The sequence below is a fragment of the Microbacterium sp. SWDP-B6 genome (assembly GCF_059803615.1).
Window position 1 is genome coordinate 189,023 of record NZ_JAPFGV010000001.1, and the last position, 21,863, is coordinate 210,885.

The following is a 21,863-nucleotide window of genomic DNA, read 5'->3' on the forward strand; positions in this document are numbered from 1 at the left end:
ATGCGGCGGCGTCGCTTCGGGGCGGTCGGAGCGGCGGTGATCGCCGGCCTGGCTCTGGCATCCGCACCCGCGTCCGCATCGACGCACGACACAGTACGTGTCGGCGACGTCCGGTCGGCTGTCTCCGCTTCGGGGACGAATGACCACGCAGCGGCCCTCGTCTCGGAGATGACGACGGCCGAACAGGCGGCGAGCATCGTGATGGGGCACATTCCTACGACGGATGCCGCAGCCCTTCACGCGTATATGCAGCAGGGCCTCGGCGGATTCATCCTGATGGGAGCGAACATCCCCGCGACGGATGACGAACTGCGAGCTCTCACGGCCGCTCTCACCGTCGATCCTGCACTGCCGCCGCTCGTCGCGATCGATCAGGAGGGCGGGATCGTGTCGCGCCTCGGGAGCGATGTGTTCCGGGCCTCGACCGGTCTCAAGTCGCAGCCGGTCGCGGACGCAGAGGCGGCCTTCTCCGCCCGGGCCGCGCTGGTGGCGAAGGCCGGCATCACCGTGAACTTCGGCACGGTCGCAGACATCACGGCCGATTCGACCTCGTTCATCTACGGTCGGGCACTCGGAACCGATCCTCAGACTGCCGCAGAGCGGGTCGTGGCCGCCACGGAGGCGCAGGAGCAGGTCATCGCATCCACGCTGAAGCACTTCCCCGGTCACGGTGCGGCGCCGGGCGACTCCCATCAGGCGATCCCGACGACCGGTGAGACCCTCGACGAATGGCGTGCGACCGATGCGGTGCCGTTCGTCGCCGGTGTGGACGCCGGTGCCTCACTGCTCATGTTCGGTCACCTTGCCTACACCTCGGTGGATCCGGCCCCTGCGTCCCTCTCGGCGCGCTGGCACGAGATCGCCCGGGAGGAACTGGGCTTCGACGGAGTGATCGTGACAGACGACCTCGGGATGCTGCAGTCCTCGGGGATCCCGGAGTACGCCGATCCGGTGCGCAACGCGGTGTCGGCGGTCGTCGCCGGAACCGATCTCGTGCTCATGATCGCGGGCTCCACGCCCGACACCGCCGGCCAGATCGTGCAGGGGCTCACTGCGACGGTCGATGCAGGCTCGCTCCCCGCCGATCGCCTCGCCGAGGCGGCGACACGGGTGATGTCGCTGCGTCTGCAGTCGATGTCGGCGACGACGGACTGGGCGCTGTGCCCGGAGTGCGAGCCGGTGGGCTGATGCGTCAGCTCGCGGCTGCGGCGGGCTCAGTCGAGCCGAGCCACGCGTGCAGGAGTTCGCTGCGAAGCCGCGTGCCTCGCTCGGCGAAGACGCGCTGCTGACGCACGTAGTCTGCTTTGCCCTCGGCGGTCTCGATCGGCACGGGCACGATGCCCCACGGTGCCAGATCATAGGGAGCGGCCTGCATGTCGAGAAGGCGGATGTCCCTCGCGAGCTCGAACGCATCGAGCAGCAGATCGCCCGGCACCAGAGGGCCGAGCTTGACCGCCCATTTGTACAGGTCCATGCCGGCGTGCAGACAACCCGGCTGCTCGAACAGAGGCTGATCGTCGCGGGTCAGCTCTGTGCGGTTGCGCGGCACCGCTTCGGGCGTGAAGAACCGGAAGGCATCGAAATGCGTGCACCTGAGGTCGTGACTCTCGACGACGAGATCGGTGCCTGCCTGTCCGAGACGCAAGGGCAACGGATGCCTGTGTTCGTCGGCACGGTAGACCATCGCCCACTCGTGCAGCCCGAAGCATCCGAACTGACCGGGGCGCGAGGCGGTGCGGCGCAGCATCCGCTCTACCAGACCGGCGAGGTCCGCCTTCTCGCGCGCGAACACGGCGGCATCCGGGATCGCACCGTCTTCGGTCCTGCCGGGGGAGTACCAGCGCCACGTCAGCCGCTCCGGGGCCTGCTCCACCTCGATCCCCGCGCCCGGGTGCCACCGACGCAGCTGCGCAGGCTTGTAGCTGTAATAGGTGAAGAGGAAGTCCCACACCGGGTGCTTCTCGCCTCGGGCAGCCCGCTCCCTGTGCTCTGCCGTGAGCGCGTCGGCTCTCGCCTGGTGCGCTCGCTCGCGCTCCAGCCAGTCGGTCCGCGGAAGCGACGTGATCATGTCAGCGGAGGATGCCGGCTTTGCCGAGCAGGTCACGGAGTCCCGCGCCGTCTTCGGCGCTGACCCAGGGGGCGACGCCTTCGGCATGCTGCTCGTGACCGGCGCGTCCACCCGCGAGAACCGCCTCGGCCGGCAGCAGCCGACGGATGGCGACGCCGGCGATCGAATCGGGGTGCTCGTCCATGAACTCCGAATAGATGGACTCGTCGTGCTGGCCGTCGTCGCCGATCAGCAGCCACTTCACGTGCGGGAACTCGGTGGCCAGGCGACGCAGGTTGGTGAGCTTGTGCTCTCGGCCGCTGCGGAACCAACGGTCGTGCGTGGGACCCCAGTCGGTGAGGAGCATGGAGCCTGCAGGAAAGAGGTGGCGCCCGAGGAAGCGCCGGAGGGTGGGGGCGACATTCCAGGCACCGGTCGACAGGTAGACCATCGGGGCGCCTGGGTACTCGCGCAGCACCTGATCGAGAAGCACGGCCATACCCGGGACGGGGATGCGCGCGTGCTCGTCGACGACGAAGGAGTTCCAGGCGGCGATGAACGGACGGGGGAGAGCCGTCACCATCACGGTGTCGTCGACGTCGGAGACCACGCCGAAGTGCGTCGACTCGGCGACGATGAACGCGGTCGTCTCGACCGGATCCTGTCCCTCGACGGAGAACGTGAACGTCTGCCACCCGGGCTCGAGGTCGGCGTGCACGACCGAGTCGATCACCCCGCCTCGGTCAGCGACGACGTAGTGCGTCGAGTCGCCGATCTGCACGGCGACCTTCGCGAAGCTCACCGGGATTCCGACGAAGCTCCGCCAGCCGCGGACGCTCGCCGGCTCGCCGTCTTTCGTGCTCCGCGCGGGCGGGACGATGAGCACGCGTCCGACGACTCGTACCCACCCGGGCCCGCCGTAACCGGGGAAGGGGAGGATGGTCGCGGTACGACCGCGACGGCGCGCTCGTCCCTCGCGCCACACGTGGAGGCGGTGTTCGAGGCGTGCGAACCAGTGGATCCGGGGCGCCGGAGGTGACGAAGCCATTGCTTCAGTCTTTCACGTCGGTCGAGTCCTTCGTGTCGGAGATGTCGAGGTGACGCGACTCGAGGCGCGAGATCACCTTCTTGCCGACGAATACAGCGATGAGGAAGAGCGCGATGATGCCGACGAAGATGTACCCCGCGTAGTGCACCCGGTCGGCGAGCTCATCGAAGCTGCCGGCGGCGAGCGATGTGATGCTCACGTAGGCCGTCGCCCAGAGCAGGCAGGCGGGCGCCGTCCACGCGAGGAACCGGCGGTACGAGTAGTGACTCATGCCCACTGTCAGGGGCACGAGAGAATGCAGCACGGGCAGGAAGCGCGAGAGGAAGATCGCGATGCCCCCGCGGCGCGCGAGGTATCGCTCGGCTCGCACCCAGTTCTCCTCGCCGACCCGACGACCGACCCAGGAGGCGCGGATGTGGGGGCCGATCCATCGCCCCAGCCAGAAACCGATGCTCTCGCCGATCAACGCGCCGAGCACGACGGAGACGACCATCGCCACGGCCTGAGGGAGGCTGGTGATGCCGATGGATGCGACGAGCACGACCGTGTCGCCGGGGAAGACGAGACCGATCAGAACGCTGGTCTCGAGCATCACGGCGAGCCCCGCGACGAGCGTGCGGGCGACCGGGTCGATGGACCGCATGAAGTCGATCAGCCACGGCACGAACTCGTCCACTCCTTGAGAATACGGGACTCGCCGCGGCCTAGGCTGAGAACGTGCCCGAACCTCTGAGCGCCCGCGTCCTCGGCGACCGGGTGGCGCCCGAAGCGCTCTTCCTCGCGCTCGAGCGTGAGTGCGCAGACGTGTTCTGGCTCGACGCCGGGGCCGATGCGTCCGAAGGATGGAGCTTCATCGGAACCGGCCTTGCGTCGTCATTCCCCGGGGACGTCCGACTGGACGTCGGCACTGCTGCTTCCGACGCGGGCCCGCTGCTGCGGGGAGGGTGGGTCGGGTGGTGCGATTACGAGAGCGGCGCCCGAGCAGCGGGAGCCCCCGTTTCGGAGGCGGCCGACGTGCCGGGCGGGGCCTGGCTGCGTATCTCCCGGCTGGCCGCCTTCGACCACGCGACCGGTGACGTCTGGGTGGCCGCGGAGACGGATCTCGAGGAGTGGGGCGTCTTCGTGACGCACGCCGCGACGATGACGGCACTCGACGGCGAGTCGGCCCTGCATGATGGCGCGTCGAGGCGCGTCGAGGCGCGGCACACTCCGACCGAGTACGCCGCACTCATCGAGCGCTGCCGTGAGCTGATCCGGGCAGGAATCGCCTACCAGCTGTGCCTGACCACGCGCTTCACCATCCCCGGGGTGCACGACGGCGTCGCGGTCTATCGGCGACTCCGCGCGGCCACCCCGGCGCATCACGGCGGTTTCATCCGCATCGGCGGTCGCTCGCTGCTCAGTGCGAGCCCTGAGCAGTTCCTCCATGCGGAAGACGGAGTCATCCGCACGCGTCCGATCAAGGGGACGCGACCCCGCGGCGTTGACGACGCGCACGACGCCGCACTCGCGTCCGAGCTCGCCGTCGATGCGAAGGAGCGCGCCGAGAACGTCATGATCGTCGACCTGATGCGCAACGACCTGTCGAGGGTCTGCGAACCGGGGTCGATCCGTGTCGACGCGCTGTGGGCGGTCGAGACCTATCCGGCGGTGCATCAGCTCGTCAGCACTGTCAGCGGCACGGCGGCCGCAGGCACGACGGCGAGTGCCCTCCTCGAGGCATCCTTTCCTGCCGGCAGCATGACAGGCGCGCCGAAGCTCTCGGCGATGACGCGTCTGCACGACCTGGAGGGCGCGCCGCGGGGTGTGTACGCCGGATGCTTCGGGTATATCGGCGATGACGGGGCACTCGATCTCGCGATGGTCATCCGCAGCATCGTCCTCGACGGTGCAGAGGCGGTCGTCGGTGCGGGCGGCGGGATCACGTGGCGATCGGTCGCCGCATCCGAGGTCGCAGAGGTCGCGACGAAGGCGCGCGCACCTCTCGCGGCGCTGGGAGCGGAAATGCCCGCGGCCTGGGCTTCCGATATCCTGAACTGACCCCCTTTTCCCTTCAGATTGGTCGTGCGTTCGTTGTCTGAGAACCTGTCCACCTCTCCCGTCGACGAGGAGACCTCCTCGGCGCACGCTATCCAGGCCAAGTGGCAGAAGTACTGGGCGGAGAACGAGACGTTCCTCACCGGCGGCGATGACGACAAGCGGCCCCGCCGCTACGTGCTGGCGATGTTCCCGTACCCCTCGGGCGACCTGCACATGGGTCACGCCGAGAACTACCTCTACTCCGACATCGTCGCCCGGTTCTGGCGCCACCGCGGGCACAACGTGCTCAACCCGATCGGCTGGGACTCGTTCGGTCTGCCGGCCGAGAACGCGGCGATCCGCCAGGGAGCCGACCCGCGCGAGTGGACGTACCAGAACATCGCCCAGCAGAAGCAGGCGTTCCAGAACTACGGCGTCTCGTTCGACTGGTCGCGCGTGCTGCACACCTCTGACCCCGAGTACTACCGCTGGAACCAGTGGTTGTTCCTGAAGCTGCACGAGCGTGGCCTGGCCTATCGCAAGAAGAGCGCCGTCAACTGGTGCCCGAACGACCAGACGGTTCTCGCGAACGAGCAGGTCGTCGACGGGCGCTGCGACCGCTGCGGCGCCGAGGTCGTGAAGAAGAAGCTCACCCAGTGGTACTTCAAGATCACGGACTACGCCGACCGACTGCTCGACGACCTGAACCAGCTCGAGGGCTTCTGGCCGCACAAGGTGCTGCAGATGCAGCGCAACTGGATCGGCCGCTCGATCGGGGCCGACGTCGATTTCCGCATCGAGGGCCGCGAGGAGCCGGTCACGGTGTTCTCGACGCGGCCTGACACGCTGCACGGCGCGACCTTCTTCGTGGTGGCACCCGACTCCGACCTGGCGTCCGAGCTGGCGGCGGATGCTCCTGTCGAGGTGCGCGAGCGCTTCCAGAAGTATCTGGCCGATGTGCAGAAGACCACCGATGTCGACCGTCAGGCGACGGATCGCCCGAAGACCGGCGTCTTCCTCGAGCGGTACGCGATCAACCCTGTCAGCGGCGAGAAGCTGCCGGTCTGGGCGGCCGACTACGTGCTGGCCGACTACGGGCACGGAGCAGTGATGGCCGTGCCTGCGCACGACCAGCGCGACCTCGACTTCGCGCGTGCCTTCGACCTGCCGGTCAAGGTCGTCGTCGACACGACGGCTCCCATCACCGGCGCAATGCCGGTCATCGAGGTCGACGAGGAGGGCGTGCCGATCGACACCGGCGCGGCACTCGACGAGCAGAACCCCGCGACCACGGGCATCGCTCTGACCGGCGAGGGACGGATGATCAACTCCGGCCCCCTCAACGGTCTGTCGAAGCGCAACGCGATCGCCCGCGCGATCGAGCAGCTCGAGGCCTCGGGAACGGGGCGTGCGGCGAAGAACTACCGGCTGCGCGACTGGTTGATCTCTCGCCAGCGCTTCTGGGGAACGCCGATCCCGATGCTGCACGCCGAGGACGGCCGGATCATCCCCGTGCCTGAAGACCAGCTGCCGGTGAAGCTGCCCAGCGTCGAGGGACTCGACCTGAAGCCCAAGGGATCCTCGCCTCTCGGCGCGGCCGAGAGCTGGGTGCGCACGGTGGACGCCGCCAGCGGCGACCCCGTGCTGCGCGACCCCGACACGATGGACACGTTCGTCGACAGCTCGTGGTACTTCCTGCGCTTCCTCTCGCCGAACAGCGACACCGTGGCATTCGATCCGGCTCAGGCCGCCCGCTGGTCGCCGGTCGACTCGTACATCGGCGGCGTCGAGCACGCCATTCTGCACCTGCTCTACGCGCGCTTCATCACCAAGGTGCTGTTCGACATGGGGCTGATCGACTTCACCGAGCCCTTCTCGAACCTGATCAACCAGGGCATGGTCCTGCTCGACGGCGCGAAGATGTCGAAGAGCAAGGGCAACCTGGTGCTCTTCGAAGAGGAGCTCGACGCCTACGGTGCCGATGCACTGCGTGTCGGTCTCGCCTTCGCCGGCCCGGTCGAAGACGACAAGGACTGGGCAGACGTCTCGACCACGGGCGCCCAGAAGTTCCTGGCGCGTGCGCTGCGGATCGCCCGTGAGGTGTCGTCCCCGGTCGACGTGGTCTTCGCCGGAGGCGACTCGGCGCTGCGCCGTGCGACGCACAAGCTGCTCGCCGATGCTCCGGCCCTCGTCGAGCAGACGAAGTTCAACGTCCTCGTCGCGCGTCTGATGGAGCTGGTCAACATCACCCGCAAGACCATCGACGGCGCTGCAGGTGCGGCTGATCCGGCTGTCCGCGAAGCCGCCGAGACGGTCGCGGTGATGCTCGACCTGATCGCCCCGCACACCGCGGAGGAGATCTGGGAGATCCTCGGTCACGAGCCCTCCGTCGGTCTCGTCACGTGGCGGTCCGCCGACCCGGCTCTCCTCGTCGAAGACACGGTGACCGCTGTCGTGCAGGTGGGCGGCAAGGTCCGCGCCCAGCTCGAGGTGCCGGCGCGCATCGGCGAGGCCGAGCTCGAAGCACTGGCTCGCGCCGATGAGCGGGTCATCCGTTCGATCGGCGACCGCGAGATCATCAAGGTCGTCGTGCGCGCTCCGAAGATCGTCAGCATCGTCGTCAAGGGCTGATCCCGCGGTTCATCACCGCCGACTCATCCGCTCTGCACATCCGGCCGCCCGCGGGGGTTCTCCCCGATGGGCGGCCGGACGTCTTTCCTCCCTCTGCGGGCCCCTTAGCGTTGTCGGATGCCCGAGTCCCCGTCTGCGTCGACACCCCCGCGACGGCTGAGGCTGGGCGTCGGCGCAGCGATCGTGCTTGCGCTCGTCGTGCTCTCGGCCGCAGTCGGGCTCGGGTTGATGCGGGGCCAGGCCGCACCCACGGAGTCCGTGCCGCTGTCGAGCGGAGGTGAGAGGACCGCAGGCTCATCGGGCGAGCTGTACGTCCATGTGCTCGGAGCCGTCGCGAATCCTGGGCTCTACGTCCTCGACCTCGATGCGCGGTTGGTCGACGCGGTGGCTGCTGCCGGGGGAACGACCGAAGACGCCGACCTTGCCGCGATCAATCTCGCCCGCGTGCTCTCGGACGGCGAGCAGATCATCGTGCCGGTGGTCGGAGCAGCTGCTGCAGACACAGGAGGATCCACGCCTGGCGATGACCGAGTCGATCTCAACACGGCTGATCAGGCAGCGCTCGAGACTCTGCCGCGTATCGGTCCTACGCTGGCCGAGCGCATCATCGCTTGGCGAGAGGAGAACGGGCGGTTCGCCTCGGTCGATGATCTGCTCGCCGTGCCGGGCATCGGAGAGAAGCTGCTCGCCGGCATCCGTGACGGGGTGCGCGTGTGACGCGCGAGGGATCGCCCCCGGAGCTGGTCGGGCTGCCGCACAGCTCGATCGTCCCGTCGTCGTCGTCGTCGCACGTGGGAGTGACAGACTGAGCAGCCGGAGGGGGAGTCATCATGGCTGCGAAGAACGGGACGAAGAAGAAGGCATCCGCGAGGAAGTCCTCCGCGGGGATCGCCTCCCCGATGGATGCGGAGTCGGTCGAGCTGATCCCGCGCCGCTGGTGGTGGGTGCTTCTCTGCGTCGGGGGGCTCTCGATCGCGCTCGGCCTCGTCATGGCGGCCGTCTACAGCATCCCCTACGCGATCGATGAGCCCGGACGCATGAATCTGCCTTTCGTGGACGAGTACCCCACTGTCGTCGAGATCCTGCTCCCGCCGTTCTTCGCGTTCTTCATCGGAGGAATCCTCACGTTCCTGGGCGAGCTCCTTCGTCGCGGGACGATGATCAAGAACGAGGCCACCAATGTCGCCGTCTTCCGACCGCTCCCTGTCGTCGTCCACGCCGCGTGGATCCTCCCGCCGTTCGTCGCGTGGCTGATCGCGATGCCCTGGCTGCTCTCTCTGCTGGTCCGGCACGCGGATGCGGGGCAGGAGGCGATGATCCTCGACGCGGAATCGGATGCCGTGTTCCTCATCGGCGTCTACGGAGGCCTTGCCGCGCTGATGACCGGAGCGGTTGTGGGATCGCTGTTCAAGAAGCTCTGGTTCCTCGCCGTGGTGCGGCGATTCGGTGTTCCCGATTCGTCCTCGGCGTTCTGGTGGAGCTTCTCGTTCTACTGGCGGCTCGATGTATGGCTCGTCGCGCTGGGTGTCCTCCTGCTCGGTCTGGCACCCCTGCCGTGGCAGCTCACCAGCGCCGGAGGCACAGCAGTGACGTTGGGTGGCGGAGCGGCGCTCTTGACGCTCGGCCTGCTGACATGCACGCAGTTCTTCAGAGCGGGTATGCCGTTGGGCGTCGGCGTGTCCGTCACCGGAGGTTACCGATCGCTGCTGACGCCTCGTCGGCCGTGACCGCGAGCTGTGACGTCATCGCACGTCAGCCGTGGAGCGCAGCGGTGCTCCCCGAATACCCCGCGTCAGACAGCACCGCACGCGCGGCACGCTCGCCAGACGCGAGGGCGCCTTGAATCGACGCGGTGTCTCGATGGTCCCCTGCGACGTACAGGCGCTCGGCGTAGCGCGGCGGTCGCGCTGCTCCGAGGGGTGCCGGTTGGGCCGGGAGCGCGTCTTCGATGTCGTCGCGCCGTATCAACTCCCATGTGCTGGTGTCTGCACCCCAGATCTCACTCAGGTGGCGGCGGACTTCGTGCTCTTCGGCCGGATCGCCGCCGCGTGGCAGCAGGCATGTCGCGGCGATGAGGTGGCGTCCGGCCGGCGCGTACGAGGGCACTGTGTGCGTCATCACGACGGTGTTGACGACGGGGCCGCGGTCTCGGCGCCCATCGACGGTGAGCAACGCGGATCCGGTCGGTGGTTCGGCGGCGGCGAACCACCATGTCTGCAGGCCGTTCGTCGCGGGAGCGAGAAGTCCGGTGAGACCGGCGACGTCATCGGGACCGACCGCGACGACCACCCGAGCAGCCCCGACGGAGTCGCCGTCGGCCAGTGCCACCCGGACGCCATCGCCGCGCGCCGATATCCGCTCCGCACGGGAATCGAGACGGATGTCGGCGCCCGCCGTGCGTGCGCGGGCGGCGAGCTGCTCCGGGACCGCAGCTATCCCTTGTGCGGGCAGGCCAGGGCGGCCGAGCGCGAAGTACCGCACGAGCAGCCGGGCGAACGCGTTCGACGTCTCGAACTGGCTCTCCGCCAGGACCCCGGCGAGGAACGGCTCGAGCACGGCGGTGCGGAGCGGGCCGCGGAGCCCCACCGCATCCCAGCCCTCGCGCACCCTGACATCGTTCCGGGCGAGCCGAGAGATCGGACGCACCAGAGCCGGCGCGGCCCAGCGTGCCAGCGCGACGGCATCTCGACCGTTCACCAGGCCGCTGCGCAACGACGTGCCGATCGACAGCGGGTGCCGCAACGGATGCCGCAGCTCGGCCATCCCATCCGCGGTTCGCACCCCCACACCGACCGGGAAGGTCCCCAGCGCGAGCGCGTCGAGATCGACGCTGCGGCGGAGCGCCGGGTAGGCCGGATTGAGCACCTGGAAGCCGCGATCCAGCCGGAAGCCGTCGATGATGTCGGTGCGCTGGCGTCCCCCCACAGCATCCGCGGCGTCGAGGACGACGACATCGAGTCCCCGTGTGGAGAGCAGCCCGGCGCATCGGAGCCCCGCGAGTCCTGCGCCGATCACGATCACATCATGCATTCGCGACTTCCTTCCCTCGGCGGATCGTCGCCGCGCGCCGGCCGATCGCCGCGCCCCGGCGTATCGCCGCGCGCCCGTCGTCGTCGATTCGATCCAGCGTCCGTTCCATGGCACCAGCGTACGGGGACGCCCAGGCGGGCAGCGTGGTTCGGCGTCTTCCGCACATCTGTCCCCCGAACGGCCGATACCGGAGGCTGCGGACGTGCGAGAGGATGAGATCTTCTGAAGATTGCGAGCGACAGGTGGGGCGCGATGAGGGTCACTCGATGACGGCACCCGAGCAGCCGGTGGATGGGCTGTCCGATTTCGCGGAGCTCATGGCGCACGAGCAGGAGTTCAGCGGCGATCGGATCGACCCGGCGGTGCGCAGAAGACGCAGACGTCGAGGGCTCATCATCACCGCCGTCTGCCTCGTCGCGCTGCTGGCCGTGACCGGAGGCTACGTGGGGTGGGCACTCACTGCGCCGGTGAATCCGCCGGCGGTGACCACTCGCGCACCGCAGGTCCCGGTCGGCGCGGCTGCCGCCATCGCCACGCATACGGTCGCGGCATCGGCGATCAGCATCGCCGGCGCCGATGCCTATCTGGGCGAGGGGGCAAGCGGGACCTGGTCGGCGACAGGGACGGGCGAACCGCTTCCGATCGCGAGCATCACCAAGCTCATCACCGCCCTGGTCATCCTCGACGCGGCGCCGCTCACCTCGGCGGATGACGCAGGGCCCACCATCACGTTCGGCAAGGCAGACCACGATCTCTACGACGTGTACTACGTGCAGGGAGCGACCATCGCTCCGATGCCCACCGGCACCTCGATGTCGCTGCATGATGCCCTGGCCGTCATGCTCATCCCCTCGGCGAGCAACTACGCCGAGGCGCTGTCATCGCAGATCTTCGGCTCGCAGAACGCGTTCCTCGCCGCGACGCGCGATTGGCTCGCAGCGCACGGACTCTCTGGAACGACGGTCGCGGAGCCCACGGGCATCAGTCCACGCAACACGAGCACGCCCGCCGACCTGCTGGCCATCGCGAAGCTCGCTGCCGCGCATCCGGCGATCGCGAAGATCGTCGCGACGTCGTCGGTCTCGATCCCCGGCGCCGGTCCGCTGCACAACACCAACGATCTCCTCGGCACCGCGGGGATCACGGGTCTGAAGACCGGGAACCTGGGCGAGGGCACGCACAACCTGCTGTACACGGCGACACTCGACGTGGGCGCGGCTGATCCGCTCGCGGTCACCGGCGTCGTCCTCGGGGGATCATCGCACGCGGCGGTAAACGCCACGGTGATCGCCGTGCTCGAGAGCATCCGCTCCGGCTTCCACCAGGTGCCCGTCGCGACCGAGGGCCAGGAGGTCGGATCGATCTCGACGCCCTGGGGGTCTGCCGCCAAGATGGTCATCGCCGAAAGTGCGTCGATCTTCACCTGGTCGGACACGCCGATCGAGCTGACGATGGACATCGACGCCCCACCCACGTACCGCGACGGCACAGTCGTGGGCAGTGTCGCCTGGACAGCCGGACCGAATACCGTCACCGCTCCCGTGGAGATCGCGGGGAGCATCGTCCAGCCCACCGAGTGGTGGCGGCTCACCCACCCGTCCGAGCTCGGCTCCCTGATGGATGCCGGGGACTGAAGCTGTTCAGCAACACGGGGACTGCCACTATGGCGATCTCGCCCCCGATCCTCTATCAGTTCCCGGGATATCCATCAGGGCGGCTGGAAGCTTGCCTGATGTCGAGAGGTGGGAACCCGTCTGCCAGTATGGCGTCATGTCCGGCACGCACAAGCTCGCCCCTGTACTCGCCGCACTCGCCGTGACGGCTGCCGCGCTGGTCGGATGCACAGACACAAGACCTTCGGCCGTTCAGACGTCCACTGCATCCGCTCCAACGCCCGCCGCCAAGCCGGTCACCGAGGCTATGCCGTCGTCGGAGCCGACCTAGCCGGATACCTGCTCCGGCATGTCTGAGGTCTACGGCACCACCGGCAGTCTGTATGTGGAGCGGCAGGGGACTCTCCGGGATCTGGGCACACGCGAGTTCGCCCGGGGCGAGGTGACATTCGATGAGGACGGGAACCCCTTGATCTATACCGTCGAGCCCGGCGACGTTCAGGCTGTGATCGCTCGCCACCGCAGCGATGCTCATCGGCCTTTTCGGCACTCTCATGCTCGGCGCTGCCGGCCTCAGCTTGGCGGGTCCAGGTCTCAGCTGGGCGGGTCCAGGTGCTGCGGTCATCGAGTACTCCGATTCGGATTCCGGCGACCACTGTCGTCGAGGGTTCGGTGTTGACGCCGGATCACCGGTTCCAGTGGCGAAGCTTTTCTGGGTTGCACACAACCCAGACGGTGACCAAGAGCCTCGATCGCATCTCTGCCGTGACCGCTCCGACGACCTTTTTGTCACGGATGAGGGTGAACCCGGGCACGCTGTTGATCGAGGCCATCGCGGCGGACGTGCCCGACGTCACCAGGCTGAGCAGCTGCGCAGATGCCGCTGCCTGCCCCTCGATGGGTTCGGCGACGTTGGGGATGTGGCCGCCGCTGTCGATGATCAAGACGACATCAGGGTGAAGCAGTTCCTGGAGCGCATTTTGATCGCTCGACGTCAGCGCGATCGCAAGTTCCTTCATTGTGGCTTCGTCAGCGGCACCACGACGCCTCCGGCGCAACCACGCCGGGTAGTGCTTGCGAGTCATGCGCTGGCCGCGGTGACATGCCCGAGCTTCTGCGGGCTCATCACCCAGAGAAGTTGGAGGATGCCGTCGTTCGTTGTTGTCGCTGTCACCATGGCGGTCACCGTGCCGTTCTCTGTAAGTGTCGCGGCGGGTTGACCGTTGACATGAACCCAGCCGATTGTCTTGTCGGTCCAAAAGTGGTGCGAGAACGCCGCGACGAACTTCGCAACCCGTGCACTTCCGATCACGGGGATGCGGGCAGCGAGCTTCGCGCCGTTTCCGTCTGTGTAGCTCACGACGTCGGATGCGAAGAGTGCTTCGAGTTCTTTGGCGTCGCCTTTTTGCGCAGCGACGAGGAAGGCTTCCAGCAATCGGCGCTGCGCGATCGGGTCTACTGTCACAACGCGGGCCGAGGACAGGTGCGTGCGTGCTCTGCTGACGAGTTGTCGAGCGCTGACGACACTGCTGGAGATCACCTCAGCGATGCGCGGGTAGGGATAGTCGAATGCTTCGCGCAGAATGTACGCTGCCCGCTCGGTCGGGGTCAGCTTCTCGAGGGTTAGCAGGATCGCGAAATGCAACGCTTCGGCGCGCTCGGCGCCGAGAGCTGGGTCATTATCCGTGTTGACCGGCTCCGGGAGCCACGGCCCGATGTAGGTCTCACGTCGTGCGTGCGCTGACTGCAGGACATTGATCGAGAGCCTGGTCGCTATCGTGGTCAGGAACGCGACGGGCTCATGAATCTGTGTCCGATCGGTGTTCTGCCACCGGATCCACGTCTCCTGAACGATGTCTTCTGCATCAGCCACGCTGCTCAACATCCGGTATGCGATGCCGAACAGGCGCCGACGATGCGCGTCGAAGACCTGGACGGCAGCGGCGAGGTCACCGCTTCTGCTGGGATGATCAGGATTTGTAGCTGTCACGTCTTCCATTCCCACCTCAACGGACTCCTGAAAGCTTCCGCTGTCCTTCTTGGTGCACCCAAGATTCCAGCGTGGTGGGTGCAAGGCGCATGGGTGAGCGGGGGAGGAGGAGATCTCCGGAGACGTTGAAGCCGACGAGGGTGGTCTCGGCATCTTCGATGACGTAGCGCGGATCGTGGTCGACCCGCAGCACGCGGTGCACGAACTCGGGCAGGGGCATCTGCTCCGGGCCGGCGAAGTCAATGGCGCCGCCCAGCGGATCTCCCATCGCCAGTTCCACGAGAACTTCCGCGACATCCGACGACGCGACCGGTTGAACGCGCTTCGCGGGTAGATGCACCGTGTCCTGGGCGGTGTTCCATTCGGCGATACTGCGAGCAAAATCGAAAAACTGAGTCGATCGCAGGATGGAGTGAGCGATCGGCCCCGATTGCACAAGCCGTTCCTGGAGACCCTTTGCCGCAAAGTAACCGTCTTCACCTGCGTGATCGGCCCCGACGATCGAGAGGACCACATGGTGCTTCACGCCGGCGCGTTCTTCGGCTTCCAGCAACCGGTGAGTGCTGGCCTCGAAGAACTCCCGCGCCGCATCTCCGGAGAGATCGGGAGCATTGGTCACATCGATCACCGCGTCGGCGTATTCGAGCGCGGCGTCGAGCCCGCGTCCAGTTCTCGCGTCCACCCCGCTGGTCGGTGAAGCAACGACAACGGCCTGAGCTCTTCGTTCGAGCTTTTCAACGATCTTCCGGCCAACTTGGCCGGTTCCGCCCAATACAACGATTCGCATCTCGCCCGCTCCGTTCCGGGCTTGCGCCGTGCACGCAGAAAGCCCTACTCAAGTTCAGACCGGACAGTGCATCGATCTGTGACAGCCTGCCCGAAACTTTTTGGCTATGCGGCGCCCTCCAAGGTCGCGGCATAGGCCTGCTCTGCTTTAGTGATCATCTCGGCGACGACACCGGGGTTGGAAACGGGAACAGCGTGTGATGCTCCGCTGATCTCGTGTGTTGCCCGCGAGGCAGCGCGCTCGGCACCAGCCCGCAGCACTGCAACTGGAACATTCAGATCCTGCTCGCCGAACACGTGCCAGGAGGGCACGTCCTTCCAGGCCGGACGCGACGTGGAAAGCGTCTCGGAGAGCGCGGCTTCGGTCACAGGTCGCTGAGTTGCGGCCATGAGTGCCGCAACATCCTCTGCCACATCTGCGGCGAACTGGTGCCGGAATACGTCCGGACGGATAGCGAACTCGTTGCCTCCGGTTGTGACCGGGTACACAGAAAGCGCGTCTCCGAGAGTGCTTCCCGGCGCGCTGGACGACAGCGAGAGCGCACTCTCCCCGGTATCAGGGACGAAGGCGGACACATATACGAGACCGACGACGGCGTCGTTGTTGGCTGCAGCTTCAGTGATCACCAGGCCGCCGTACGAGTGACCTACGAGGATGACGGCGCCGGGGATGGAGGTGATGACATCGCGGACGTAGGCAGCGTCGCCGGCGAGCGTACGCAGCGGGTTCGCGACAGCGACTGCGTCGAGCCCCTGTTCCTGCAGACGGGTGATAACCCCGTTCCACGAGGCAGATTCGGCGAAGGCGCCGTGAACGAGGACGATGGTGGGCTTCAAGTCGGTCATGATCTTCACTTTCTTCGAGATGGGCTAGTTTGCGGTGGCGAAGGCTTGGCGGAGGGTCCGCACGGCCTGCTCAATCGCCGCCGTGCTTGCGGCTGAGGTCCGTAGCGGATTGAGCATCATGAAGTCGTGGATTGTGGCGTCGTAGCGGACGAGGGTCGCGCGGACTCCCGCCTCGATGAGCTTTCGTCCGTATGACTCGCCTTCGTCGCGAAGGACATCGTTCTCATCGACCACGAGGAGCGTCTCCGGCAGTCCCCTGAGATCGTCAACGGAAGCCTGCAACGGCGACGCGGTGACGTCCTTGCGAGCGTCAAGATCCGGCAGATAGCTGTCCCAGAACCACGCCATCGCATCAGCGCGCAGGTGGAATCCTTCAGCAAACTCACGGTAGCTGTCAGTGTCCTGGCCCGCATCGGTGACGGGGTAGTACAGCGACTGGTGAATGAAGGTGACGTCGCCACGCCGCTTCGCAAGGATCGCGACAACAGCGGCCATGTTTCCACCGACGGAATCGCCGGCGATCGCGAGACGAGACGCGTCCAGGCCCTTCGTTGCGCCTTCGTTCATGATCCAGCGCGCGGTCGCGTATACCTGTTCGACGGCGACGGGGTGGCGCACTTCCGGGGACCGGTCATACTCGACGAACACTATCGCTGCGTCGACGCCGACAGCGATCTCTCTCACCAGCCGATCATGGGTGCCAGCGTTGCCGAGCACCCACCCGCCGCCATGCACGTAGAGGACAACCGGCAGCGCCGCAGCGGAGCCAACCGGCTTGACGATGCGCACTCGCACCTGACCGACGTCGGCGGGGACAGAGATCCATTCCTCATCGATGTCGGGTTTTGCGGTCGGGGACGCTTGAACTTGGTCTAACAGCTCGCGGGCGCCATCGACGCCGAGGTCGGTGAGATACGGCGGCTTCGAGGTGGCGTCCGCGAATGCTCGTGCATCCGGCTCCAGGGTGTGATCGACCATGATGGTCCTTCCGTGCTCAGGGATAACGGGATGGGCCTTCGTTCAACATCTGTTGCCCATGCCAGACAAGACCGTGTAGCTCGAGCGGGTGTGACGGGCTTAGCGATTGAAAGGCAGTTCCTCGCGGACTGTCACAAACAGGGCGGGCGCCTGGTCTATTGAGTACGGGCGGACATCCGTCGCAGCCGAACAGCATTCAGAGGGGCGACATGAAAATCACGGTGATCGGTGGAACAGGCTTGATCGGAGCGAGGGTCGTCCGTCAGCTGAGGGCATCCGGGCACGACGTTCTCGTCGCCGCCCGCTCCACGGGCGTCAACTCCTTCACGGGGGAGGGGCTGGAAGACGCGCTGACAGGTGCAGACGTTCTGGTCGACGTGTCGAACTCCTCTTACACGGACGAAGCGGGGGCGCAAGAATTCTTCTACACCTCCACCATGAACCTGCTCAGCTACGGGGAAGCAGCCGGCGTAGGGCACCATGTCGCCCTTTCCGTCGTCGGCACCGATCGTCTGGCCCGTGCCGAAGGCGGGTACTTCGTCGCGAAACAGCAGCAGGAACGGCTCATCATCGAGTCTCACCGCCCATACTCGCTCGTACACGCGACTCAGTTCTTCGAGTTCATTCGCAGCATCACCGACCATGCGGTGCGCGGCGGGGCCGTCCGGGTCGCCGATGTGCTGGTGCAGCCCATGGCAGCCGACGATGTCGCACGGGCTGTCGTTGACACGTCGCTCGGACAGCCGCTCTACGGGATGGTGGAGTTCGGTGGCCCGGAGGTCTTCAGTCTCAAGGACCTGGCGGTGATGGATCTGAGCTTCCGCCAGGACGAGCGGGAAGTCGTGCCCGACCCGCTCGGGACCTATTTCGGTGCTCGACTCGCGAGCCGTGACCTTCTTCCGGAGGCCACAGCCTCGATTGCTCAGCGGAGGTACCACGACTGGCGCATTCAGACCCCGGAAGTCGTTGAAGACATCACGGCTTGAGGTGCAGTCATATCGCTATCTAACTGCTGGCGCACGTTGTAGCCTTGCGCTCAGCTGAGGTGCGCGACTCAGCCAGCGTGTGCGACAAAGTCGAGTGCGCGACCTTCCTTCAGGAACGGCACATGAACCCGCAACAGCAATACGTGTACGACTCAGATGCCGAGTCGCTGATGGCCTTCGTCACTCAGCGTCGGCGATTGTTCGGCATCGCCTATCGGATTCTCGGCAGCGCTTTTGAAGCGGAGGATGTCGTGCAGGACACGTGGATTCGATGGCAACTGTGCGATCAGGCAACGGTGCGAAACCCCGCCGCTTTTCTCGCGACAACCACCACGCGCCTCGCCATCAACGTCCTCAACAGTGCCCGTTCTCGACGCGAAACCTATGTCGGTTCGTGGTTGCCGACGCCCGTCGATACCTCAGACGATCCGATGCTCGGAGCTGAACGATCTGAGGCACTCGAGCTCGCCACCTTGTTCCTCATGGAGCGACTCACTGCTACCGAACGCGCGGCATATGTGCTCCGGGAAGCGTTCACCTACCCTTACGCGAAGATCGCGGACATCCTCAGCACAACGGAAGCTTCTGCCCGCCAGCTGGTCAGCAGGGCACGAAAGCATCTGTCGACGGATGCTGTGCACGTGAGCAGCCGAGAAGAACAGAAACGACTCTTCCGCACGTTTCTCGACGCAGCCCAGGGGGGAGACGCGACGGAGCTAGAGAAGCTTCTCGCTGCCGACGCTGTGAGCTACACCGACGGCGGCGGTGTGGTTCATCGCACCGCCAGGCGACCTATCTGCGGGCGGGAGACGCTCATTCGATTCCTCGTCGGCGTCTCGACGTGGTTCTGGGGTGATGTGACCATCGAAATCATCGAGGCGAACGGCCACGACAGTGCCCTGTTGTACCGAGCAGGAAAGCCGTTCGCGCTCCTCACGGTCTCCGCCCGCGTGGGCTCGGTGCAAGAAATTTTCTGGGTGATGAATCCCGAGAAGCTCGCACCGATTGCGCCCTCCGTGCCCCTGGCGCTGTAGATCGCCGCAGTTGGCGGTGCTTCTGGGGTGTCACACAAGTTGCAGTTGTTCGGTCTTATCTCATGACCCACCGCGCCTCAGCTCGGTGAGAGAGGAAAGTCGCAGTGACTATCAGCGAAACCCGCACCGGCGGGCTGTCCAGTCTGGATCTCATGCAAACGCGACCTGCCCCGGCGGGCACCGCAGCGAAGGCTGGCTCATGACCATGGATCTCTCAATTGTCGACCCGACGGTCCCGCCGTCGGGAAATGTGTGTGTGCAGTGCGATGCGGAAGGCAGCTGGTGGGTGCATCTGCGCCGGTGCGCTGCCTGCGGTCATGTTGGCTGCTGCAACAGTTCGCCCGGTCAGCACGCGACGGCGCACTTCCTTCAGACCGGCCATCCCGTCATCGCAAGCTTCGAGCCGGGCGAGGACTGGTTCTGGGACTACCGGAGCGACAGCTACGCCGAGCCGGTCGTTCTGGCGCCACCGTTGAGCCATCCCCTCGATCAGGCAGCGCCCGGCCCCGCGAGTCGGCTTCCGGCCGACTGGCGCGCGCAGGCGGCGAAACAACGATGAGCGGCGGGCCTGATTTCACCGGGTTGCGTGCCGTCTTCGTTAATTGCACTCTCAAACCAAGTCCGCAGGTGAGTAACACCCAAGGACTCATGGACCTCAGTGTCGACCTGATGAGATCCCATGGTGTCGAGGTGCAAACGCTTCGCTTCGTCGACTTTGACGTGCCTCCGGGTGTCTACCCCGATATGCGCGAACACGGCTGGGCGAGCGATGAGTGGCTCACCGACGTATGGCCGGCGATCAAGGCCGCCGACATCCTCGTCGTTGGCGGGCCTTTGTGGCTCGGGGACAACGCATCGGTCACTCGCAAACTCATCGAACGCCTCTACGCGATGAGCGGCGAATACAATGCCCAAGGTCAGTATGTCTACTACGGGAAGACTGGCGGCGCGATCATCACCGGCAATGAAGACGGGGTCAAGCACGCATCCGCTTCAATCCTGTACAGCCTCCAACACGTGGGATACGTCATACCTCCAGGTGCCGACGCGGGCTGGATAGGCGAGATCGGTCCCGGACCGAGCTACTTAGACCCAGGTTCCGGAGGTCCGGAGAATGACTTCACTCGTCGAAATGTGACGTTTATGACCTGGAACCTGATGCACATGGCCAGCATGCTTCGAGCAGCTGGCGGTATCCCCGCGTGGGGAAATCTTCGAGGGGCGTGGGACAGCGGAGAACGCTTTGGCCTGAGCGCGAATCCCGAGTACCGCTGAGGGCGCTGAAACCAAAACGTGCACCGATGCCACGTTCCATGGCATCGGTGCACGGCACTCAGCGGTCTGTGGATGCCAAGCGGACAGCGGTCTCAGCGAGTCGCATCGAGAATCCGGCCTCGTTGTCGTACCAAGCCGCCACTGAGACCATCCCGTTGAACGACTGAGTCAGCGGGAGGTCGACGATCGATGAGTGCGGATCTCCGACGATGCGGGCTGAGGTCCACTCGTCCTCGAACACTTCGAGGATGCCTTTGAGGGGCCCTGTGGCCGCGGCTTGCCGGAAGGCGTCGCGAAGGTCCTCGGTCGCGATCTCTCGCTCCGGTATCACGTTGAGCTCGACGATGCTGCCCGTGCGCACGGGTACCCGATAGGCCTTGCCGGTGATCTTGAGGTCGGGCCAGATGAACACCAGCGCTTTTGCGGCCCCCGAAGAGGACGGGATGATGTTCTCCGCACCGGCCCATGAGTCTCTTCTGGACTTCATCGGCTGGTCGGTCAACGACTGCGTGTTCGTGTAGGCGTGGACCGTTGAGAAGACGCCGTATTGGATGCCCGTGGACTCGAGGAGCACCTTGACGACGGCCGCGAGGGCGTTGGTGGTGCAGCTGGCCATGCTGATGATCTTGTGGGTATCACTGTTGTAGTCGTCGAGGTTGATGCCCGGCAGCAGAACCGCGTCGCAGTCCTCGGCGGTCTTGCTCGGTCCGCTGATCAGCACGCGCTCGGCCCCGTTCGCGAGATGCCGCTCAGCTGCTTCCCGGGTGACACCGCGGCCGGTGCAATCGACGACCAGATCGATGCCGAGGGCCTTCCAGTCCGGGACGCCCTCGCGGGAGTTGATAAACGTGATTCGTCTGCCGTCGATGGAGATAGAAGTGTTGTCGTCCGAGGAGACCGCTGGCCACCACCCGTAGTTCGTGTCCACTTCGAGGAGTGCGGCGAGGTCGCCGGCTGGAGCGATGTCACAGATGACGCTGGGGAAGAAGAGGTCGTTCTTCACCGCGCTGCGCACGAGCTGGCGGCCGATACGTCCGAAACCGTAGACGGCGATGTTCTTCATGATGTGGTCCTTTTGGTGAAGAGTCGTTCGCTGGATGTTCGTCCCGGATGCTCCGGATCGACCAGGTCCGCATATTCCGGGTTCTGGTTGATGAAGGCGGAAACAAGAGGGCAGTACACGGTGACGTGCATGCCGCGATCGCGCACGTCGTCGAGGGCGTAAGCGATGAGTTCCACAGCGATGCCTCGCCCACGAAACTCTGGGACGACAGTGGTCGCAAGAATCACGACCCGGTTGCCCATCTGCTTGAACTCGATGGCCGCCACCTCGAGCTCCTCGAGGCTGGCAGAGTAGTGATGCCGGACATCATCGCGATGCACGACCATCTCGAAATCTGCGTCCGCCGACGGAAGGTCAGCGTCGCGGAGACTGTCATTGCGAAGGTCGGCGATGCCATCCTGGAGGAAACTGACCTCATCAGGGTGGGCAGCGGAATCGGAGTTCTCGTGTTCGCTCATCATTCGCTTCCTTTTCTTCAGTGGTGCTGGGTTTCGATCGATCCGTGGGGTGGGATGTC

General features: G+C 65.9%; 21 protein-coding genes. 10 read left to right on the top strand and 11 right to left on the bottom strand.

The window, feature by feature from the left end; translation table 11 throughout:
• Complete coding sequence (locus tag OPU70_RS00960) at positions 1 to 1,188, top strand: glycoside hydrolase family 3 N-terminal domain-containing protein (RefSeq protein WP_498556976.1); 1,188 nt, start codon at positions 1 to 3, stop codon at positions 1,186 to 1,188.
• 4 nt (positions 1,189 to 1,192) lie between these two features.
• On the opposite strand, the gene OPU70_RS00965 is transcribed toward OPU70_RS00960, so the two are convergent.
• From OPU70_RS00965 to OPU70_RS00975, 3 genes are read right to left on the bottom strand one after another with little or no spacing between them, the layout of a single operon-like run.
• Entirely contained in the window at positions 1,193 to 2,068 is an 876-nt protein-coding gene (locus tag OPU70_RS00965) for a 3-methyladenine DNA glycosylase (protein WP_498556977.1), read from the bottom strand.
• A gap of 1 nt (position 2,069) precedes the next feature.
• Entirely contained in the window at positions 2,070 to 3,095 is a 1,026-nt protein-coding gene (locus OPU70_RS00970) for an App1 family protein phosphatidate phosphatase (RefSeq protein ID WP_042537681.1), read from the bottom strand.
• Positions 3,096 to 3,099: 4 nt separating this feature from the next.
• Positions 3,100 to 3,771, bottom strand: a complete 672-nt coding sequence (locus OPU70_RS00975) for a DedA family protein (protein ID WP_042537680.1) — start codon at positions 3,769 to 3,771, stop codon at positions 3,100 to 3,102.
• 41 nt (positions 3,772 to 3,812) lie between these two features.
• Here OPU70_RS00975 and OPU70_RS00980 point away from each other — a divergent pair, with 41 nt between their 5' ends.
• The 4 genes from OPU70_RS00980 to OPU70_RS00995 all read left to right on the top strand — a co-directional run bounded on the left by OPU70_RS00980 (position 3,813) and on the right by OPU70_RS00995 (position 9,472).
• Positions 3,813 to 5,135, top strand: a complete 1,323-nt coding sequence (locus OPU70_RS00980; RefSeq protein WP_498556978.1) for an anthranilate synthase component I family protein — start codon at positions 3,813 to 3,815, stop codon at positions 5,133 to 5,135.
• Positions 5,136 to 5,168: 33 nt separating this feature from the next.
• Positions 5,169 to 7,745: a leucine--tRNA ligase gene (gene leuS / locus OPU70_RS00985; RefSeq protein WP_042537777.1), complete on the top strand. Its 2,577-nt coding sequence runs from the start codon at positions 5,169 to 5,171 to the stop codon at positions 7,743 to 7,745.
• 117 nt (positions 7,746 to 7,862) lie between these two features.
• The gene (locus OPU70_RS00990; RefSeq protein WP_498556979.1) at positions 7,863 to 8,462 is read left to right on the top strand and encodes a helix-hairpin-helix domain-containing protein; all 600 of its coding nucleotides are present in this window, start codon (positions 7,863 to 7,865) and stop codon (positions 8,460 to 8,462) included.
• Positions 8,463 to 8,575: 113 nt separating this feature from the next.
• On the top strand, positions 8,576 to 9,472 hold the full coding sequence (locus OPU70_RS00995) for a hypothetical protein (protein WP_498556980.1): 897 nt from the start codon (positions 8,576 to 8,578) through the stop codon (positions 9,470 to 9,472).
• A gap of 25 nt (positions 9,473 to 9,497) precedes the next feature.
• On the opposite strand, the gene OPU70_RS01000 is transcribed toward OPU70_RS00995, so the two are convergent.
• Complete coding sequence (locus tag OPU70_RS01000; protein ID WP_498556981.1) at positions 9,498 to 10,775, bottom strand: FAD-dependent oxidoreductase; 1,278 nt, start codon at positions 10,773 to 10,775, stop codon at positions 9,498 to 9,500.
• Positions 10,776 to 11,041: 266 nt separating this feature from the next.
• On the opposite strand from OPU70_RS01000, the gene OPU70_RS01005 reads away from it, so the two are divergent.
• Positions 11,042 to 12,409: a D-alanyl-D-alanine carboxypeptidase family protein gene (locus OPU70_RS01005; RefSeq protein ID WP_498556982.1), complete on the top strand. Its 1,368-nt coding sequence runs from the start codon at positions 11,042 to 11,044 to the stop codon at positions 12,407 to 12,409.
• A 665-nt stretch (positions 12,410 to 13,074) separates the two neighbouring features.
• Here the strand turns inward: OPU70_RS01005 and OPU70_RS01010 are convergent.
• The 5 genes from OPU70_RS01010 to OPU70_RS01030 form a co-directional block, all read right to left on the bottom strand.
• Complete coding sequence (locus tag OPU70_RS01010; RefSeq protein WP_498556983.1) at positions 13,075 to 13,407, bottom strand: sigma-70 family RNA polymerase sigma factor family protein; 333 nt, start codon at positions 13,405 to 13,407, stop codon at positions 13,075 to 13,077.
• Between the two features lie 62 nt (positions 13,408 to 13,469).
• Complete coding sequence (locus OPU70_RS01015; protein WP_498556984.1) at positions 13,470 to 14,387, bottom strand: RNA polymerase sigma-70 factor; 918 nt, start codon at positions 14,385 to 14,387, stop codon at positions 13,470 to 13,472.
• 7 nt (positions 14,388 to 14,394) lie between these two features.
• On the bottom strand, positions 14,395 to 15,165 hold the full coding sequence (locus tag OPU70_RS01020) for an SDR family oxidoreductase (RefSeq protein WP_341957904.1): 771 nt from the start codon (positions 15,163 to 15,165) through the stop codon (positions 14,395 to 14,397).
• A gap of 104 nt (positions 15,166 to 15,269) precedes the next feature.
• The gene (locus tag OPU70_RS01025) at positions 15,270 to 16,010 is read right to left on the bottom strand and encodes an alpha/beta fold hydrolase (RefSeq protein WP_498557226.1); all 741 of its coding nucleotides are present in this window, start codon (positions 16,008 to 16,010) and stop codon (positions 15,270 to 15,272) included.
• Between the two features lie 24 nt (positions 16,011 to 16,034).
• On the bottom strand, positions 16,035 to 16,988 hold the full coding sequence (locus OPU70_RS01030) for an alpha/beta hydrolase (protein WP_498556985.1): 954 nt from the start codon (positions 16,986 to 16,988) through the stop codon (positions 16,035 to 16,037).
• A 158-nt stretch (positions 16,989 to 17,146) separates the two neighbouring features.
• On the opposite strand from OPU70_RS01030, the gene OPU70_RS01035 reads away from it, so the two are divergent.
• The 4 genes from OPU70_RS01035 (at position 17,147) to OPU70_RS01050 (ending at position 20,283) form a co-directional block, all read left to right on the top strand.
• Entirely contained in the window at positions 17,147 to 17,974 is an 828-nt protein-coding gene (locus OPU70_RS01035; RefSeq protein ID WP_341957899.1) for an SDR family oxidoreductase, read from the top strand.
• A 122-nt stretch (positions 17,975 to 18,096) separates the two neighbouring features.
• Positions 18,097 to 19,008: a sigma-70 family RNA polymerase sigma factor gene (locus tag OPU70_RS01040; RefSeq protein ID WP_498556986.1), complete on the top strand. Its 912-nt coding sequence runs from the start codon at positions 18,097 to 18,099 to the stop codon at positions 19,006 to 19,008.
• Positions 19,009 to 19,213: 205 nt separating this feature from the next.
• On the top strand, positions 19,214 to 19,567 hold the full coding sequence (locus tag OPU70_RS01045) for a UBP-type zinc finger domain-containing protein (protein ID WP_498557227.1): 354 nt from the start codon (positions 19,214 to 19,216) through the stop codon (positions 19,565 to 19,567).
• On the top strand, positions 19,564 to 20,283 hold the full coding sequence (locus tag OPU70_RS01050; protein ID WP_498556987.1) for a flavodoxin family protein: 720 nt from the start codon (positions 19,564 to 19,566) through the stop codon (positions 20,281 to 20,283). Before OPU70_RS01045 ends, OPU70_RS01050 begins: the two co-directional genes overlap by 4 nt.
• Positions 20,284 to 20,341: 58 nt before the next feature.
• Here OPU70_RS01050 and OPU70_RS01055 read toward each other — a convergent pair whose 3' ends face one another.
• Complete coding sequence (locus OPU70_RS01055; RefSeq protein WP_498556988.1) at positions 20,342 to 21,346, bottom strand: type I glyceraldehyde-3-phosphate dehydrogenase; 1,005 nt, start codon at positions 21,344 to 21,346, stop codon at positions 20,342 to 20,344.
• The gene (locus tag OPU70_RS01060) at positions 21,343 to 21,804 is read right to left on the bottom strand and encodes a GNAT family N-acetyltransferase (RefSeq protein ID WP_498556989.1); all 462 of its coding nucleotides are present in this window, start codon (positions 21,802 to 21,804) and stop codon (positions 21,343 to 21,345) included. The genes OPU70_RS01055 and OPU70_RS01060 overlap by 4 nt, the downstream gene beginning before the upstream one ends.
• Between the last annotated feature and the right edge of the window lie 59 nt (positions 21,805 to 21,863).